Genomic DNA, 16020 nt, shown 5'->3' on the forward strand with positions numbered 1-16020 from the left:
TCCCCCGACTGGGACAAGTAGAGATTATGGCCTTCTGTCCGGTTTGTATAGGTTTTTTGGCCAGCTAGCGCGCCCACCATTTCGCACCGATCTGTCGGCCACGTCTGCGATCATTCCGCTCACATCGACACAGGAGCGACCATGACCGAGATCCCCGGACACCTCGTCCCCCTCCCCGGCGCCGACACGCTGGACGACGTCTACTGCGTGTCCTTCGTACGCAACCTCACCCCCGACGAGGTCCTGCGCCGCTTCGGCGTGGACGAGGACACCCTGGAGGAGGTGGCGTTCGACGACCTCGGCGAACGCTCGATCGACACCATGCGCGAGGACGCGGCCGGCTTCATCGGCGCCACGAAGGCCGGCGACTGGACCGTGGTCGTCGAGCCGGGCGGCTGGCAGCTCGCCGTCGACCCCGACGTGTACGGGCCCGTGTCCCAGGGGACGGAGGTGGTCTCGATCTGCCGCCACGACTACGCCTCCGACAGCTTCGCCTACATCGTCGACGGCACGCCGGTCGTCGCCTTCGACCCGCGCCACCCGGAACTCCCCTCGGGCGCCGACGCGGACCGGTTCGCCGCGGAGATGCGCGCGACCGGCCTGGTCCCCGGCGGCGAGATCGACCGTCCGATCGAGCGGGCCTTCGCCCTGGCCGAGCGCATCACCGGCCTGCCCTTCTCCGCCGGCCTGCTGGCCCAGCCGTTCCTGGGCGCGGAGACGCTAGACGACTGACCCGGGATCGGGCGGCTGCAGGGTCCGCCTGATCTCCTCGGCGACCCCGGCCAGCTCGCCGGTCAGGTAGAAGTGCCCGCCGGGGAACCGCCTGAAGGTGAACGCGCCGCCCGTGTGGTCGCGCCAGGAGCGGGCCGCGCTCAGGCTGGTGCCCGGGTCGGCGTCACCGGCCAGCGCGGTCACCGGGCAGGCGAGCACCCCGCCGGCGTAGCGGTAGCGCTCCAGCGCCTTGTAGTCGCTGCGGATCGGGCCCAGCACGAGCCGCATCAGCTCGGGGTCCAGGAGCAGCACGTCGTCCGTGCCGTCGAGGCGGCGCATCTCGGCGATGATGCCGTCGTCGTCACGCAGGTGGACCTCCTCCGACCGCTCGGAGGAGGGGCTGCGCGCGGCCGACACGAACAGGTGCGGCACCGCGACCCCGTCGCCTTCGAGCCGCTGCGCCACCTCGAAGGCGAGCGTGGCGCCCATGCTGTGCCCGAACAGCGCCGGGGGCGGGCCGGCGAGCTTGCGCACCCGCAGGAAGATCTCGTCGGCGAGCGCGTTCAGGTCCTCGACGCACGGCTCGGCGACCCGGTCCTGGCGGCCCGGATACTGGATGACCAGGACCTCCAGGCCGGGGCTGAGCGCCTGCGACAGGGGCACGAAGAAGCTCGCGGAGCCGCCCGCGTGCGGGAAGCACACCAGGCGCGGCGCGCCGGGCCGGGGCTCGTGGAAGCGGCGGACCCACAGGTCGCCGTGGTAGGGGCTCATCGGCGTTCCAGGTTCGTCATGTGGCCGGCGACGCGGTCGGCGGTGGGGCGGTGCAGGGTGTCCACCACGCGCCCGTCGGTCAGGAAGACCACCGAGTCGGCGTAGGAGGCGGCGACGGGGTCGTGCGTCACCATGATCACGGTGCGGCGGTGCCGGTCGACCATCGCGCGGATGAGCTCCAGCACCTCCTTGGCGCTGCGGGTGTCGAGCGCGCCGGTCGGCTCGTCGGCGAACAGCACCGCCGGCTGCGTGATGAGGGCGCGGGCGATCGCGACCCGCTGCTGCTGCCCGCCGGACAGCTCGGCCGGGCGGTGGGAGCTCCGCTCGGCGAGCCCGACCTCGGCCAGGGCGCGCTGCACCTGGTCGGCGGCCGGTTTGCGGCCCGCCAGCAGCAGCGGCAGCCCCACGTTCTGCGCGGCCGTCAGCGCGGTGATCAGGTTGAACGCCTGGAAGACGAAGCTGATCCTCTCCCGGCGCAGCGTGGTCAGCCGCTGCTCGTCCAGCCCGCCCAGCTCGACGCCGGTGAGGATCACCTGGCCGGAGTCGGGCCGGTCGAGCCCGGCCGCGCACTGGAGCAGCGTGGACTTGCCGGACCCGGAGGGCCCCATCACGGCGGTGAAGCTGCCCGTGGCGAAGCCGATGCTCAGATCGGCCAGCGCGGTCACCGCGGCGCTCCCGGCCCCGTACGTCTTGCGCACCGAGCGCAGCTCGACGGCGAAGTCCATGGCAGTCACCTTCTCTGTCGTCACTCTGTCGTCACTCTGGCGCGTCACTCTGGCAGGTCACTCTGACAACGGGGCGGGCGTGCGCACGGCCGCCGTGGCGGTCAGCGTCGTGGCGAGGATGGCGAGCAGGGCGCTCGTGGCGGCGAACGCGAGGACGGGCGCCCACGGGACGGCCAGCGTGGCCCCGGGCACGACCTGGGTCAGCGCGGCCAGCAGCCCGGCGAAGTTGATCGCGGACGCGGCGGTGGCCAGCACCATCGCGGCCGCCGCGATCACGACCGACTCGGCGAGCAGCGCCGCCACCGCCTGCCGTGACGTGGCTCCGAGCAGCCGCAGCAGGGTCAGGTCGCGCCGCCTGGCGGTGGCGGCCATGACCATCGTGTTGACGATGGCGATGCAGCTGTAGACGATCGCGATGCCGAGCGTCACCAGCATGCCGATCACGCCGGTGCCCTGGTCGCTGTTGCCCACCGTGGCCGCCCATTCGGCCTTGGTCAGCAGCGAGGCCCCCAGCTCGCCGCTCCGCTCCCGCAGCGCCGCCGCGGCCTCGCCCCCGGCCTGCACGTACGCGGCCTCGGCCGGGCGCGGGCCGGTGTCGGAGACGTCCAGGTAGAAGTCGCCGCCTCCGGCGCTGTCGCCGACGACCGCGGCCACGGTGAGCTGGACCGGCTTGCCGCCGTCCGGCGTGACCGTGACGCGCTGCCCGGCGCCGAGCTCCCAGATGTCGGACACCACGATGCCGCCGGGCCCGAAGTCCTCCAGCGTGCCGTCGATCAGCGGCAGCGAGGTCATCGCGGCGAACCGCTGGGCGTCGGTGGCGTAGCCCCAGAACCCGTCGGCGAGCCCGGCCTCGCCGGTGACCTGGACGGTCGTCGGCGCGAGCGGGGCGATCCGGACGCCGGGGATCTTCCGTGCCCGATCGAGCGCCTCGGCGCTGATGGCGGGACCGCCCTCGGGCACCAGCACGTAGTCGGCGCGTAACCGCTCGCCCGCCTCGACCGACTGGGCGTGGCCGATCGTCTCCAGCGCGCCGAGCAGGCTGATCGACATGCCGGCGGTGATGAGGATGGGCAGCGTCGTCGCAGCGGTGCGCCGGGCCATGGTGAGGGTGTTCTCCCGGACCAGGGTGCCGATCGCGCTGCCGCCGCGCGCCCACGGCAGCGTCAGCAGCCTCAGGACGGGCGGGACGAGGGCCGGGGCCAGCAGCGCCACGGCCGCGACCAGCGTGAGCAGCACCCACAGGTAGACCACGGGGACCGTGGCGAGCTCCGGCAGCACGGCGGCGACCACGCCCATCCCCATGAGCGAGATCAGCAGGAGCGCGACGCCCCAGCCGGTCCGCGCGGACCTGCCGGGCCGCGCCCCGGGCGGGTCGCCGGCCGACTCGCGCAGCGACTGCGTCGGCCGGATCGTCGCCGCCCGCCGCGAGGCCACCGACACGCTCAGCGCCGTCAGCCCCATGCCGCCGAGGCAGACCAGCACGAGCGGCACGGGCGAGATCGACACCTCGAACCAGGACGGCGCCAGGCCGCTCGACGCCAGCACCGAGGCCAGCACCGGCGCGCCCACGAGGCTGATCACGACCCCGGCCACGCAGCCGATCGCGGCCAGGAGCAGCGCCTCGATCACGATCATCCGCCGCACCTGCTGCGGGGTGGCGCCGATCAGCCGGAACAGCGCCAGCTCACGGGTGCGCTGGATCACCGTCAGGGCGAAGGTGGAGGCCACGATGAAGACGGTGGCGAACCCGGTCACCCCCGCCGACACGCTGAGCAGCACCACGGTCCCGGTCAGCGCGGCGCGCTGGCCGGGGAAGCCCGTGAGGGCCGAGTTCATCACCAGCGCGATGGTGGCGATGATGCCGACGCCCAGGGCGAGGGCGACGAGGGACACGACGAAGGCCACCCACCGCTCCCGGAGCGTGCTCATCGCGATGCTCAGCACAGGCGAACCTCCACACCTTCAGCGACAGAGGGGACGACGTCGGCGACCGTCTTGACGGCCGCGCTGACGACTGTGTTGACAGTCGGGGTCGACGGTCGGGGTCGACGAGCCGTGCGGCGGCCGGACGGGCCGCGTGCCGATATCCCCCGGATGGCTCGATACGCAGGCTAATCCTGCCCGTCAATGGACGGAATTCCAATACTCCCGCCAAATATAGTGAGACTATAGCATTTCATGAAAGGGTGCCGTTTCAGCATTTCAATGAGGCCCTCCGGGTGCCTGCTCCACGACCGAGGTGGAGTTAGCTACCGGTGGGAAGTAGCGCCCCCTTTACCGACACCTGCCAGGAAACCTGACACGATGTGTGCATGACGGATACGGACTCGCGGGAATGGTGCCCGGTCCTGCTGCGCCGCACGCAGCCCGGCGAATGCGCCGGGTGCCCCAACCGGGCGCGGGCGGAGCCGGCGGCTGACGACCCGCCCGGGCGACCGGCCGACGGCGACCGCGACTGACCGGCGTGCGCCTCCCGGCTGGTCAGGACCCCAAATACGCGACCCGTATCCCGCCCGTACTGTTGTGCACCGAAATATTGTTCTTCGCGCCTTCGGTGGCGCGTACTCCGACGTCCGGCTCGCCGATGCCGCTGCGAATGTCGAGCGCGTATCCGTCACCTTCGGGCACCTCCACGTCGATGTTCCCGGCCTGCGAATCCGCCCGCACCGAGCCCGGCGGCCGGACGAATCTCAGCGCGATGTCGCCCAGCTGGGCGCTGACCTCGACGTCGGCCGCCCGCAGCCCCGTGCCCGTGATCGCGCCGGTCTCCGTGGCCAGCCGCAGCTCCCCGGTCAGGTCGCGCAGCGTGATGTCGCCCTCGGCGGTCCGCGCCTCCACGGCGGTCCCCGCCGGGACCCGGATCGTGTAGCTGACCCAGCAGGCCCCGATCAGCAGGTCCTCGTCGCAGCGCGCCTGGATGCCGAGCGTGTCGCCGGACCACCGCTCCGTCAGCGCCGGCCGGGGGCCCGACCAGGTCAGCCGCCGTTCGACGTCGACCCGCCCGGCCTCGCCGGGGAGCAGGCGCACCTCGCCGATCCTGAGGTCCACCGTGACGCGGGCGGCCGGGCGCTGGTGGGTCTGGCGCTGCGTCTCGCTCTGCCTGGCCAGCCAGGACCACAGCGTCAGGCCGATCAGCACGGCGATGAGCAGCGCCGCCCCCGCGCCGAGCGTGATCCAGCCCGCCCGGGCCCGGCGTGAGGCGGTCATGCCTTCAGGTATTTCAGCACGGCGAGCACCCTTCGGTGGTCGGTGTCCGTCGTGGGCAGGTCGAGCTTGGTGAAGATGCCGTTGATGTGCTTGGCGACGGCGCTCTCGCTGATCGCCAGGCCCATCGCGATGCCCGCGTTCGACTTGCCCTCGGCCATGAGCGTCAGCACCTCGCGCTCGCGGGCCGACAGCCGGGAGAGGCTGTCGGGCCTGCGGCGGACGAGCAGTTGCGACACCACCTCGGGGTCGAGCGCGGTGCCGCCGGCGGCGACCCGGCGCACGGCGTCCAGGAACTCGCGGAAGTTCGCCACGCGGTCCTTGAGCAGGTAGCCGAGGCCGCTGGACTCCCCGACGAGCAGTTCGGTGGCGTACTGCTCCTCCACGTACTGCGAGAGCACCAGCACGGCGACGTGCGGCCACCGCTCGCGGACGACCAGCGCGGCGCGCATGCCCTCGTCGGTCTGGGTGGGCGGCATGCGCACGTCGACCAGCGCCAGGTCCGGCTGGTGTTCCTCGACGGCGGCCAGCAGCCCGTCGGAGTCGGAGGCGGTGGCGACCACCTGGATCCCGGCCAGCTCCAGCATCCGGACCAGCCCCTCGCGCAGCAGCGCGGAGTCCTCGGCGATCACGACACGCACGGCATCTCCACGTCGATCACGGTCGGCCCGCCGGCCGGGCTGTCGATGCGCAGCTCGCCGCCGACGGATCTGACGCGGTCGCGCAGCCCGCGCAGGCCGGAGCCCTTGTCCAGGCTGGCGCCGCCGCCGCCGTCGTCGGCGATCCGGATGCGCAACCGGTCGTCGCGCCGGTTGACCTCGATGTGCACGTTGTCGGCCTCCGTGTGCTTGGCGACGTTGGTGAGTGCCTCCGAGACGACGAAGTAGGCCGCCGCCTCGATCGTCCGTGAGGGTCGTGGCCGCACGTCCACGGTGAGGTGGACGGGAAGCGGCAGCCTGGCCGCGATCCCGGACAGCGCGGCGTCGAGGCCGCGGTCGTCGAGGACGGCGGGGTGCAGCCCGCGGACGAATCCGCGCAGCTCGGTGAGGGCCTGCTTGGCCTCCTCGTGCGCGTCGGCGATCAGCTTGCGGGCGTCCGGCGGGAGGTCGGAGAGCAGCTCCCTGGCGATGCCCAGGTTCATGGCCAGGGAGGTCAGGCGTTGCTGGGTGCCGTCGTGCAGGTCGCGTTCGATGCGCCGGCGTTCGGCGTCGGCGGCGTCGAGGAGGCGGATCTGGTTCTCCGACAGCACCTCGACGCGGCGGGCGAGCTGGTCGACGTGGGTGGAGGTCAGCAGTCGGGTGGCGACGGCGGCGTCCCAGGCGGCCAGGCCGCGCACCACCCACGGGGTGCCGAACAGGCACAGCAGTCCGGCCGCCGTGAGCGCGAGCAGGGTGGCGGGCTCGTGCAGGCCCCAGCCGAAGCCGTTGCGGGCCGGCAGCGCCCACGCGTAGCCGATGATCGTGGCGCCGAGCAGGCCGGCCGTCCAGAGCGTCACCGAGACGGCCGCGCCCAGCGTGAGCACCAGGCCGCTGACCAGGCTGTAGGCCAGGCGCGAGCGGACCACCGGCTGCTGGAGCTCGGCCCGTACGCGCGAGCGCAGGCCCTGGCCTTCGGGGGGCGGGTGGACGGCGGCCGGGATGGGCGCGCCGCGCAGGGCGGCGAAGCGGGAGCGGTGCATGCGCGTGCACGTGCGCCCGCACCACAGCAGGGCCGACAGGGGGAGCCAGCGGACGCCGACGAGGGTGAGCATGACCACGGCGGAGCCGACGACGCTGAGCACGGTGAACGCCAGCATCCCGACGGCGCTGCCCGCGGCGATCTGGAACGTGGCCAGCCAGGTGCGGGCCTGCCACGGCGCGCGTAACACCCGTCCCCCGACGGTCACGAGCCCTCCCCGTTCTCCACCCGTTGCGGCCGAATCCGTTGGTAGGCAATCATGCGCCCGCCCCCGGGACAAGCCTGCGGTGATCACACCCTGGCCAGGAGGTCGCGCTCGTGCTCGCGCAGCCCGACGCGCTCGTGCGCGCGGCGCATCCGGCCCGGCGCCCACCAGTTCCAGCGGCCGAGCAGGGTCATGGTGGCGGGCAGCAGGAGGCAGCGCACGAGCGTGGCGTCGACGATCACCGCGACGAGCAGGGCCACGCCCAGCTGTTCCATGTCGCCGATCTTCGAGGCGCCGAAGCAGGCGAAGACGATGCCCATGACGGCGGCGGCCAGGGTGATCAGCCGTCCGCTGTGCTGGAGGCCGTGGCGTACGGATGTGTTGGTGTCGTGCCCGCGGTCGGCGTACTCCTTGATCCGGGCCAGCAGGAACACGTGGTAGTCCATGGCGAAGGCGAACCCGAACGCGAACACGGTGACCAGCAGGTAGACGCTCAGCCCGGAGACGGGCAGGGTGTCGAGCGGGCCGGACAACCAGCCGTGCTGGAAGAGCAGGACGAGCACGCCGTACGTGGCCGCGAGCGACACGATGTTGAGCACGACCGCGACCAGCGGCGCGATCACCGAGCCGGTCATGAGGAACAGCAGCACGAGCATCGCGAGCAGGGCGACGGCGACGGCGAGCGGCAGGTCGCGGGAGGTCCGGTCGAGCAGGTCGAACATGCCGGCGGTCTCGCCGGTCACCCACGAGCGGACGCCGTCCGGCCGGTCGGCGCGCAGCCGGTCCAGCACCTGTTCGGCGGCGGGTCCCTGCGGGTCTCCGTGGACGAGGATGCCGACGGACGACAGGCCGGGGCCCTCGGCGCGGGGCGGCTCGATCCTGGCGATGCCGGGGTCGTCGCGGAAGGCGGCGCTCCAGGCGGCCAGCTCGGCGGGGCCGGTCTCGGCGACGACGCGCAGCGGCGGGTTGCTGGTGAAGCCGTAGTGGGCGGAGACCTCGCGTTCGACCTGGAGGGACTGCGTGCCGGGCGGGACGCTCTCCGCGCCGGCCATCCTGATCTGGAGCCCGGTCAGCGTGCTCCCGGCGACGGCCAGCACGAGCAGCACGCCGGCCAGGACGAGCACCGGCACGCGCTGGGTGTCCCGGGCGATCCCGGCGAACACCCCGTTGTCCGGCCGGGTCCGCACCCGTGCGGGCTTGACCCGCTTGCCGAACAGCCCGAGCAGCGCCGGGACGAGGGTGACCGCGGCCAGCATGCCGAGCAGGGCCGAGGCGATGCCGGCGGCGCCCATCGTCTGCAGGCGGGGCTGCTGGATCACCAGCAGGCTGGACAGCGCGGCGGCGACGGTGAGGGCGCTGAACAGCACCGTGCGCCCGGCGGTCGCCCACGCCCGGCGGACGGCCTCCGGCCGGTCGTGCCCGGCCGCCAGCTCCTCCCGGTAGCGGGCCACCAGCAGCAGGCCGTAGTCGATCGAGAGACCGAGCCCCAGCAGGTCGACGACGCTGAGCACGGTGTTGTCGATCTGCAGGACGCGGGTCGCCAGCAGCATCAGCCCGAACGACGAGGCGATGGTCGCCACCGCCGTGATCACCGGGATGCTCGCGGCGAGCAGGCCGCCGAACACGAAGACCAGCACCACCAGCGTGATCGGCAGCGAGTACATGGTCGCGTTGGCCATGTCCTGCTGCGCCATCGCGTTCGTGTCGTCGGAGATCAGGTCGATCCCGCCGAAGCGGACGCTCACCCCGGGCCGCTCCTCGGCCAGGTCGCCGAGGCGCTCCTGCGCCTGCCGCAGCGGCACGCTCTGGTCGCCGGCCTTCACGAGCCGGACCTGTACGGCCGCGCCGGTCCCGCGGTCGCCGGCGTACGGCTCGCCGACCGCGTGGACGCCGGGGATGGCCCGCACGTCGGCGACCGCGCGGGCGAGCTCGGGGGCCGCCCGGTCCATCCCGGCGACCACGGTGGTGAACTCGCGGCCGTGCGTACGGCCCTCCACGAGGGCGCGCTGGCCCTCGTCGGCCTCCAGGCCCCTGATGTAGTTGGCCGAGCTGACGGTGTGGAGCAGGGGGCCGACGGACGTCCCTCCCACGACGACGATCAGGATCCAGGCCGCGAGAACCCATCCTCGGCGGCGGTAACAGAAACTGCCGATCCGACTAAGCATGCTCTTCACTGTGGCAGCGGGGAGAGCGGCTGTCGGGAGTGCCTGTTGCCGTTTCCGGGTGGTACTAGGTACAGCCCCCGCCCGGACGTGACGAAGTCCCTGACCGGGGGCCCGGCCAGGGACTTCACGCACGGGCGCGGTCACGCGCCGCCGCTCGGCAGCCGCCCTCCGTGCGGTGTGTTGACGACGTCGCGGACCGACGGGTTGAGCACGGCGGCGACGACGAGCAGGCCCATCAGCGCGGTCATGCCGAGCACCGAGTTCGTCACGCCCCACCAGCTCAGCGCGGCGCCCGCGATCAGGCTGCCGAGGAAGTTCGCGCCGGAGCCGAGCGTCATCATCACGCTCAGCACGCGGCCGAACAGGTGGTCGGGCGTCACCTGCATGGTGTAGACGGAGCCGGCGACGTTGAACACGCCGGACACGTACCCGTTGAGCGCGAACACCGCGGCCAGCGGCCACGGGTCGGTGACCACCGCGAGCGGCGCGATGCAGATCGCCCAGACGAACAGCCCGCCGCAGACGAGCGTGCGCATGGTCACCCGCTGGCGCCACATGGTGGCGGTCATCGCGCCGGCCACGCCGCCGATGCCGCCCGCGGTGACGACGAGGCCGACGATGGCGGGCGAGTAGCCGCCGTCGTGGATGACGGCGAACAGCGTCAGCGTCATCCCCATGAAAATCATGTTGCTGGCGGAGATGAGCGTCATCGCCGCCCGCAGGAACGGCTGCCCCCACACCCACTGGACGCCCTCGCGGATCTCCGCGTACAGCCTGCCGCGCGGCGGCGGCGCGTCGCCGGACTGGAAGCTCTTGCGGATGAACAGCAGCTGCACCAGCGAGACCAGGTGCATGACCACGGTGAGCAGGAACGGCGTCCAGCGCACCAGGCTGAACAGGAGGCTGCCCAGCGGGTTTGCCAGCATGTTCACGCCCTGCATCCGGGCCTCGTTGCGGCTCAGCGCCACCGGCACCTGGCTCTCGTGCACCAGGTTGCGCACGGCGGAGCGCTCGGCCAGCTCGTAGAAGATGCTGAGGCTGCCCTGGACGAACGCGGCGATGATCAGGTGGGGCAGCCAGATCGCGTCGGCGAGGACGGCGACGAGCACGCTGGCGGCCGTGACCACGCACCCGATGTCCGAGAAGATCATCAGGCGCCGCCGGTCGAACCGGTCGACGAACGCGCCCGCGGGCACCTGGACCAGCAGGTGCGGCAGCGAGGTCGCCGCCGCGATGAGGCCGGTGGCCACGGTGGACGAGGTCTGCCAGAGCACCAGCAGCGGGTAGACCGTCATGGTGAGCATGGCGCCGAGCGAGGTGAACCCGGCGCCGGTCCACAGGAGCATGAAGTCCCGGTTACGGCCCAGCGGGACGATGTTCTCGACGGAGCTTTCGACGGGGCTCTCGACCGGGTTCTTGACCGGCTCGGACGACTGGGTGGCGCTCATCGGTTCACCTGCCCGAGGTGGGCCTTCAGCAGGGCGGCGATCTCGGACAGCGGGCCCGGATCGGCCATCTGGTGGTGTGCGCAGGAAATCTCGTACTCCTTGATGCTCCCGGCGACGTACGGCCGCCACAGCTCGCCCGGCGATGCCACCGGCTTGCCCTCAGCCGCCGTGAAGAACAGCAGGTCGCCGTCGAAGGCGGCGTCCGGCGGCTGAGACCCGATGCCCTCCTCGTTGCGGTAGACGCGGTAGAGCGAGCGCAACGTCGGCTCGTCGAGGTCCGTCAGCGGCGCGCCGTTGTCCTTGATCGCCTGAAGGGGGGACTCGATGTCGCTGAGGACCTCGCGCAGCAGCGCGAACGACAGCGGGCGGCCGTCCAGGGCGCTGGTGTCGACGCCGGTCTCGCGCAGGATGTTGCCGATGAACTCGGCCTCGGTCGGCACCTCGCCCGGCTCCTCGTCGGGGTAGGCGTCGAGCATCGCCAGCAGGTCGACCTCGTGGCCGAACCTGCGCAGGTGCACGGCGACCTCGTGGGCGATCCGGCCGCCCCACGACCAGCCCAGCAGGCGGTAGGGGCCTTCGGGGGCGACGGTGCGCATCTGCTCGGCGTAGTCGGCGGCCATCTCGCCGATCGAGCGCGGGCTCAGGTCCGGCTGGGCGATGCCGCGCGCCTGGATGCCGTAGATGGGCTGGTCCGCGTCGAGCATCCCGATGAGCCGCGCGTAGGGCCAGGCCAGGCCGCCCGCCGGGTGCACGCAGAACAGCGGCGGCCGGCTCCCGCCGGTTTGCAGCGGGAGCAGCACCCCCAGCCCGGCGTCCTTGGCGTCGGAGCCCAGCCGCCGGGCGAGCGCCGCGGCGGTCGGGGCCTCGAACACGACGCGCACCGGCAGCTCGTGGCCCAGCACCGAGCGGATCCGCGCGGCGAGCCGGATCGCGAGCAGCGAGTTGCCGCCCAGCTCGAAGAACCCGTCGTCGACGCCGACCCGGTCCAGCCCCAGCACCTCGGCGAACAGCCGGCAGAGGGTCTCCTCCCTGGCGTTGCGCGGCTCGCCGCTCGACACCAGGCCGGACAGGTCGGGCGCGGGCAGCGCGGCCCGGTCGAGCTTGCCGTTGGCGGTGAGCGGGAAAGCGTCCAGCACGACGATCGCGGCGGGCACCATGTGGCCGGGCAGCCATTCGCCGGCGAAGCGCCGCAGCGACACGGCGAGCTCGCCGGTGCGGCGCGCGCCTGCGGGGTCGTTGACCGTGTCCGGCCACCGCCTGTCCTCCCGGGCCAGGTAGAGGCCGTCGAGCGCGGCCGGCGCCGCCGCGTGCGGCAGGAAGACCGCGTCGAAGGCGTCGGCCCGTCCGCGCGACCAGGTCAGGTAGACGGAGTGGCCGGTCCTCGCCGCCCAGGCGTGCAGCGCCTCGGGGTCGGCGGCCGGGATGGGGGCGGTCAGCTGCGCCCGCACCAGCTCCGGCGACACGCCCTGTGTGAGCGCCTGCGCCGCGGCGACCTCGTTGACCAGGCGCGCGTTCGGGATGCCGGTCACGCGGACCGGCCGGCCGAGGCGCCCGTCCAGGTCGCCGAGGCCGTGCACGTCCCTGCCCCAGACGAGCTCGGGCACCGCCTCCACGGACCGGCCGGGGACGGGCGTCTTGTGCAGCACGACCTCGTAGCGGTGCCGGGTCAGCTCGTTGTGGTCGGCGCCGCGCTTGAGCCGGATGTCGACGGCGCCGACGCTGCCGTTCTCCTCGGCCAGGGTGGTGAAGAACTCGGGGTCGATCACCAGCTCCCGCTCCAGCCGCATCGCCCGCTCGACGCCGGCGAGCATGGCCTGGTCGGCGGCCTTGTTCTCCCTGCCGAACTGGATCGCGGTGTGCAGCGCGCGGAGGGTCTCGCCGCGGCGGACGTCGCCGACGAACAGCCTGCCGCCCGGGGCGAGCAGGTCGATCGCCTGGTTGAGCACCTGCCGCAGGTAGGCGCCGTTGGGGAAGTACTGGACGACCGAGTTGAGGATCACGGTGTCGAAGAACCCGGCAGGCAGCCCGTCGGTCACGTCGGCGGGCTGTGAGCGCAGCCGTACCTTGTCGGTCAGGCCCTGGGCCTTGACGTGCTCGCCGAGCAGCGCGATCGCGGAGGGCGACAGGTCGGTGCCCCAGTAGGTCTCCACGTCGTCCACGAGCTTGGCCAGGAGCAGGCCGGTGCCGACGCCGATCTCCAGGACGCGCCGGGGCCGGTACTCGGCGATGCGCGCGATCACGGCGGCGCGCCAGCTCTCCATCTGGTCGAGCGGGATCGGCTCCCCCGTGTAGCTGGAGTCCCAGCCGCCGAAGTCGGTGCCGAACGGGGTCTCCTCCAGGTCGGTGTGCTCGATGGACTCGTGGAGCTTCAGCCACTCCTCGACCTGGCGGCCGGCCGCGTCGTCGTCGCCGCCCGAGGGGACGACGTAGGCGACGAGCTGGTCCGCCCGCGCCACGGCGACGGCCTGCGCCACGCCGGGGTGCTGGACCAGGGCGTTCTCGACCTCGCCGAGCTCGACGCGGAAGCCGCGGATCTTGACCTGCTCGTCGGCGCGGCCCAGGTACTCCACGGTGCCGTCGTCGCGCCAGCGGACCAGGTCGCCGGTGCGGTACATCCGCTCGCCCGGCGCGCCGAACGGGCAGGGCACGAAGCGCTCGGCCGTGAGCCCGGGACGGTTGAGGTAGCCCCTGGCCACCCCGGCGCCCGCGAGGTGCAGCTCGCCGGTGACCCCGATCGGCACGGGCAGGCCGTGGGCGTCGAGCACGTAGGCGCGCACGTTCCACAGCGGCCTGCCGATGACCTGCTCGCGCTCTCCGGCCATCCGGTGGTAGAGCGCGTCGACCGTGGCCTCCGTCGGCCCGTAACAGTTGTAGACGGCGGTCCCGGTGGCGCCCGCGAGGGCGTCGAGCAGCGGCTCGCTCATCGGCTCGCCGCCCACGACCAGCACCTTCGGGGGCGCCTCGGCCAGCAGGCCGGCGGCGACGAGCTGCTCGGCGAACGACGGCGTCACGTCGACCAGGTCGAGCCGGTTGGCCCGCGCGTAGGCGACGAACGCGGCGGGGTCGTAGCGGCAGTCGTCGTCCAGGACGTGCAGCTCGTGCCCGGCCAGCATCCACAGCAGCCCGGCGACCGAGGCGTCGAAGGAGATCGACGCGGCCAGCGCCACCCGGAACCGCCCGTCGCCCGCGAGCGGGCGGTACAGGCCGGCCAGGTGGTCGTGGAACAGGTTCGCCACGTTCGCGTGGGTGACCACGACGCCCTTGGGCGTCCCGGTGGACCCGGAAGTGTAGATCACGTACGCGGGGTTCGCCGGGTCCGGCGCGGGCAGCCGGACGGCGGGCGGGTCGGCGGCGCGGTCGCCGTCGATCAGCAGGGTGTCGACCCCGTCGGGCAGGTCGCCGCCGCCGAGCACGTCCGAGCGCGAGACGACGACGGCGGGCGCGGCGTCCCGCACGAGGTAGGCGATGCGGGCGGCCGGGTAGTCGGGGTCGACGGGCACGTAGGCGGCGCCCGACTTGAGGACCGCCAGGATCGCCACGATCAGGTCCGGCGAGCGCGGCAGCGCCACGCCGACCAGGCGCTCCGGCCCGGCCCCCCGCGCGGCGAGCTCGGCCGCGAGACGGCCGGCGCGGGCGTCGAGCTCCGCGTACGTGAGCGCGGCGCCGCCGGACACGACCGCGACCGCGTCGGGCGTGCGGGCGGCCTGGGCCTCGAACAGCTCGGGCAGGGTGGCGCGCGGCACCTCGTGCGCGGTGGCGTTGTTGGTGACCAGCACCCGCTCGCGCTCGGCGGGGTGCAGGACGTCCACGCCGGACACCGGGCGGGCCGGGTCGTCGGCGAACGACTCCGCCAGCCGCACCAGCCAGCCGAGGACCCGCTCGGCGAACTCCCGCTCGAACAGGTCGGTCTGGTAGTCCAGCCGCAGCTCCAGGCCGGTGCCGGGGGCCACGGCGAGCGACAGCGGGTAGTGGGTGGCGTCGGTGCCCGCCGTGCCCACGACGCTCACCATCGCGCCCATGTCGCGGTCGGCGTCGGTCGCCGGCGGGTAGTTCTCGAACACCATCAGCGTGTCGAACAGCGTCCCGCCGCCGGCCAGCCTCTGGATCTCGACCAGGCCGAGATGGTGGTGGGGCAGCAGCTCGGCCTGGGTGCGCTGGAGCCGGCCGCACACGTCGGCGAGCGAGTCGCCCGGCGTGATCCGCAGCCGGACGGGCACCGTGTTGATGAACAGGCCCACCATGTCCTCGACGCCCGCGATCTCCGGCGGCCGGCCGGAGACGGTCGCGCCGAACACCACGTCGTCGCGGCCCAGCAGCCGGGCCAGGGCCAGCCCCCAGATGCCCTGGACCACGGTGTTGACCGTGAGCCCGGCCCGGCGCGCCTGCCGGGTGAGGCCGTCGGTGAGCTCGGCGCTCAGCGTGGCCGTGACCGTGCCGGGCAGCCCCGGGATGTGGTCGCCGAGCTCCGGCACGACGAGCGTCGGCTCGTCCAGGCCCTGGAGCTCCCGCGTCCACGCCTGCCGCCCCGCGTCGGCGTCCTGCCGCGCCAGCCACTCCAGGTAGGTCTTGTACGGGGTCACCGGCGGCAGCCCGGCCGGGTCGCCGTGCTGCCGGTAGAGGGTGAGCAGGTCCCTGAACAGCGGCGGCGCCGACCAGCCGTCCATCAGGATGTGGTGGTGCGTGAGCACCAGCAGCGTCCTGCCCTCGGCGCAGCGGATCACCATGATCCGCAGCAGCGGCGGCTTCGCCAGGTCGAACCGCTCGGCCTGGTCGGCCAGGAGCAGCCGTTCCAGCTCGGCGTCCCGGTCGGCCTCGGGCAGGTCGGCCAGCTCGATCCGGCGCAGCGGCACCTCCACGTCGACGGGGATCAACTGCACCGGCGCGCCCCGGTTCTTGCGGGTGCGGAAGCAGGCCTTCAGGTTGACGTGGCGTTCCAGCAGGGCGCGGACGGCGACGCGCAGCGCCTCGATGTCGAGCTCGCCGTGGAACTCCAGGACCGTCTGCGGCATGTAGACGTCGACGGCGTCGTGGTCGTAGAGGGAATGGAACAGCATTCCCTCCTGGAGCGGCGACAGGGGCAGGTAATCGGCCAGACCTCGGCGCTTCATGAGCGG

The 16020-nt window shown here is 73.0% G+C and carries 11 protein-coding genes; 2 read left to right on the plus strand and 9 right to left on the minus strand.

Translation table 11 applies throughout. The annotated features are described in order from the left end of the window. Positions 1-141 precede the first annotated feature (141 nt). A complete protein-coding gene (locus AB0J53_RS07545; RefSeq protein WP_219508245.1) occupies positions 142-732 on the plus strand; it encodes a DUF6461 domain-containing protein in 591 nt (196 codons plus the stop codon). Here AB0J53_RS07545 and AB0J53_RS07550 read toward each other — a convergent pair. Genes AB0J53_RS07550 through AB0J53_RS07560 form a run of 3 tightly spaced genes read right to left on the minus strand, consistent with a single transcriptional unit; the run spans position 721 to position 4151 of the window. Then, on the minus strand, positions 721-1482 hold the full coding sequence (locus AB0J53_RS07550) for an alpha/beta fold hydrolase (RefSeq protein WP_364169628.1): 762 nt from the start codon (positions 1480-1482) through the stop codon (positions 721-723). The genes AB0J53_RS07545 and AB0J53_RS07550 overlap by 12 nt on opposite strands. Then, the gene (locus AB0J53_RS07555) at positions 1479-2207 is read right to left on the minus strand and encodes an ABC transporter ATP-binding protein (protein ID WP_364169631.1); all 729 of its coding nucleotides are present in this window, start codon (positions 2205-2207) and stop codon (positions 1479-1481) included. Before AB0J53_RS07555 ends, AB0J53_RS07550 begins: the two co-directional genes overlap by 4 nt. 57 nt (positions 2208-2264) lie before the next feature. Then, positions 2265-4151: an ABC transporter permease gene (locus AB0J53_RS07560; RefSeq protein WP_219508242.1), complete on the minus strand. Its 1887-nt coding sequence runs from the start codon at positions 4149-4151 to the stop codon at positions 2265-2267. 368 nt (positions 4152-4519) lie between these two features. Between AB0J53_RS07560 and AB0J53_RS07565 the strand changes: the two genes are divergently transcribed. Continuing rightward, a complete protein-coding gene (locus AB0J53_RS07565) occupies positions 4520-4666 on the plus strand; it encodes a hypothetical protein (RefSeq protein WP_364169635.1) in 147 nt (48 codons plus the stop codon). Positions 4667-4688: 22 nt separating this feature from the next. Here the strand turns inward: AB0J53_RS07565 and AB0J53_RS07570 are convergent, their stop codons facing one another. From AB0J53_RS07570 to AB0J53_RS07595, 6 genes are all read right to left on the minus strand, one after another. Beyond that, positions 4689-5414, minus strand: a complete 726-nt coding sequence (locus tag AB0J53_RS07570) for a DUF4097 family beta strand repeat-containing protein (RefSeq protein WP_364169638.1) — start codon at positions 5412-5414, stop codon at positions 4689-4691. After that, positions 5411-6052 carry a response regulator transcription factor gene (locus AB0J53_RS07575; RefSeq protein ID WP_364169641.1) on the minus strand — a complete coding sequence of 214 codons (642 nt, stop codon included), beginning with the start codon at positions 6050-6052 and terminating at the stop codon, positions 5411-5413. Before AB0J53_RS07575 ends, AB0J53_RS07570 begins: the two co-directional genes overlap by 4 nt. Continuing rightward, on the minus strand, positions 6040-7296 hold the full coding sequence (locus AB0J53_RS07580; protein ID WP_364169644.1) for a sensor histidine kinase: 1257 nt from the start codon (positions 7294-7296) through the stop codon (positions 6040-6042). The genes AB0J53_RS07575 and AB0J53_RS07580 overlap by 13 nt, the downstream gene beginning before the upstream one ends. 83 nt (positions 7297-7379) lie before the next feature. Then, a complete protein-coding gene (locus AB0J53_RS07585) occupies positions 7380-9458 on the minus strand; it encodes an MMPL family transporter (protein ID WP_364169647.1) in 2079 nt (692 codons plus the stop codon). Between the two features lie 140 nt (positions 9459-9598). Next, entirely contained in the window at positions 9599-10906 is a 1308-nt protein-coding gene (locus AB0J53_RS07590; RefSeq protein ID WP_364169650.1) for an MFS transporter, read from the minus strand. Further along, positions 10903-16014: an amino acid adenylation domain-containing protein gene (locus AB0J53_RS07595; RefSeq protein WP_364169653.1), complete on the minus strand. Its 5112-nt coding sequence runs from the start codon at positions 16012-16014 to the stop codon at positions 10903-10905. Before AB0J53_RS07595 ends, AB0J53_RS07590 begins: the two co-directional genes overlap by 4 nt. Between the last annotated feature and the right edge of the window lie 6 nt (positions 16015-16020).

It is taken from the genome of Nonomuraea sp. NPDC049725, from assembly GCF_040674795.1.
Taxonomy (GTDB): Bacteria; Actinomycetota; Actinomycetes; order Streptosporangiales; family Streptosporangiaceae; genus Nonomuraea; species Nonomuraea ceibae.

Coding starts and splice junctions, on each gene's coding strand:
- AB0J53_RS07545 (WP_219508245.1), top strand. CDS start 142: ATGACCGAGATCCCCGGACACCTCGTCCCCCTCCCCGGCGCCGACACG.
- AB0J53_RS07550 (WP_364169628.1), bottom strand. CDS start 1,482: ATGAGCCCCTACCACGGCGACCTGTGGGTCCGCCGCTTCCACGAGCCC.
- AB0J53_RS07555 (WP_364169631.1), bottom strand. CDS start 2,207: ATGGACTTCGCCGTCGAGCTGCGCTCGGTGCGCAAGACGTACGGGGCC.
- AB0J53_RS07565 (WP_364169635.1), top strand. CDS start 4,520: ATGACGGATACGGACTCGCGGGAATGGTGCCCGGTCCTGCTGCGCCGC.
- AB0J53_RS07570 (WP_364169638.1), bottom strand. CDS start 5,414: ATGACCGCCTCACGCCGGGCCCGGGCGGGCTGGATCACGCTCGGCGCG.
- AB0J53_RS07585 (WP_364169647.1), bottom strand. CDS start 9,458: ATGCTTAGTCGGATCGGCAGTTTCTGTTACCGCCGCCGAGGATGGGTT.
- AB0J53_RS07590 (WP_364169650.1), bottom strand. CDS start 10,906: ATGAGCGCCACCCAGTCGTCCGAGCCGGTCAAGAACCCGGTCGAGAGC.
- AB0J53_RS07595 (WP_364169653.1), bottom strand. CDS start 16,014: ATGAAGCGCCGAGGTCTGGCCGATTACCTGCCCCTGTCGCCGCTCCAG.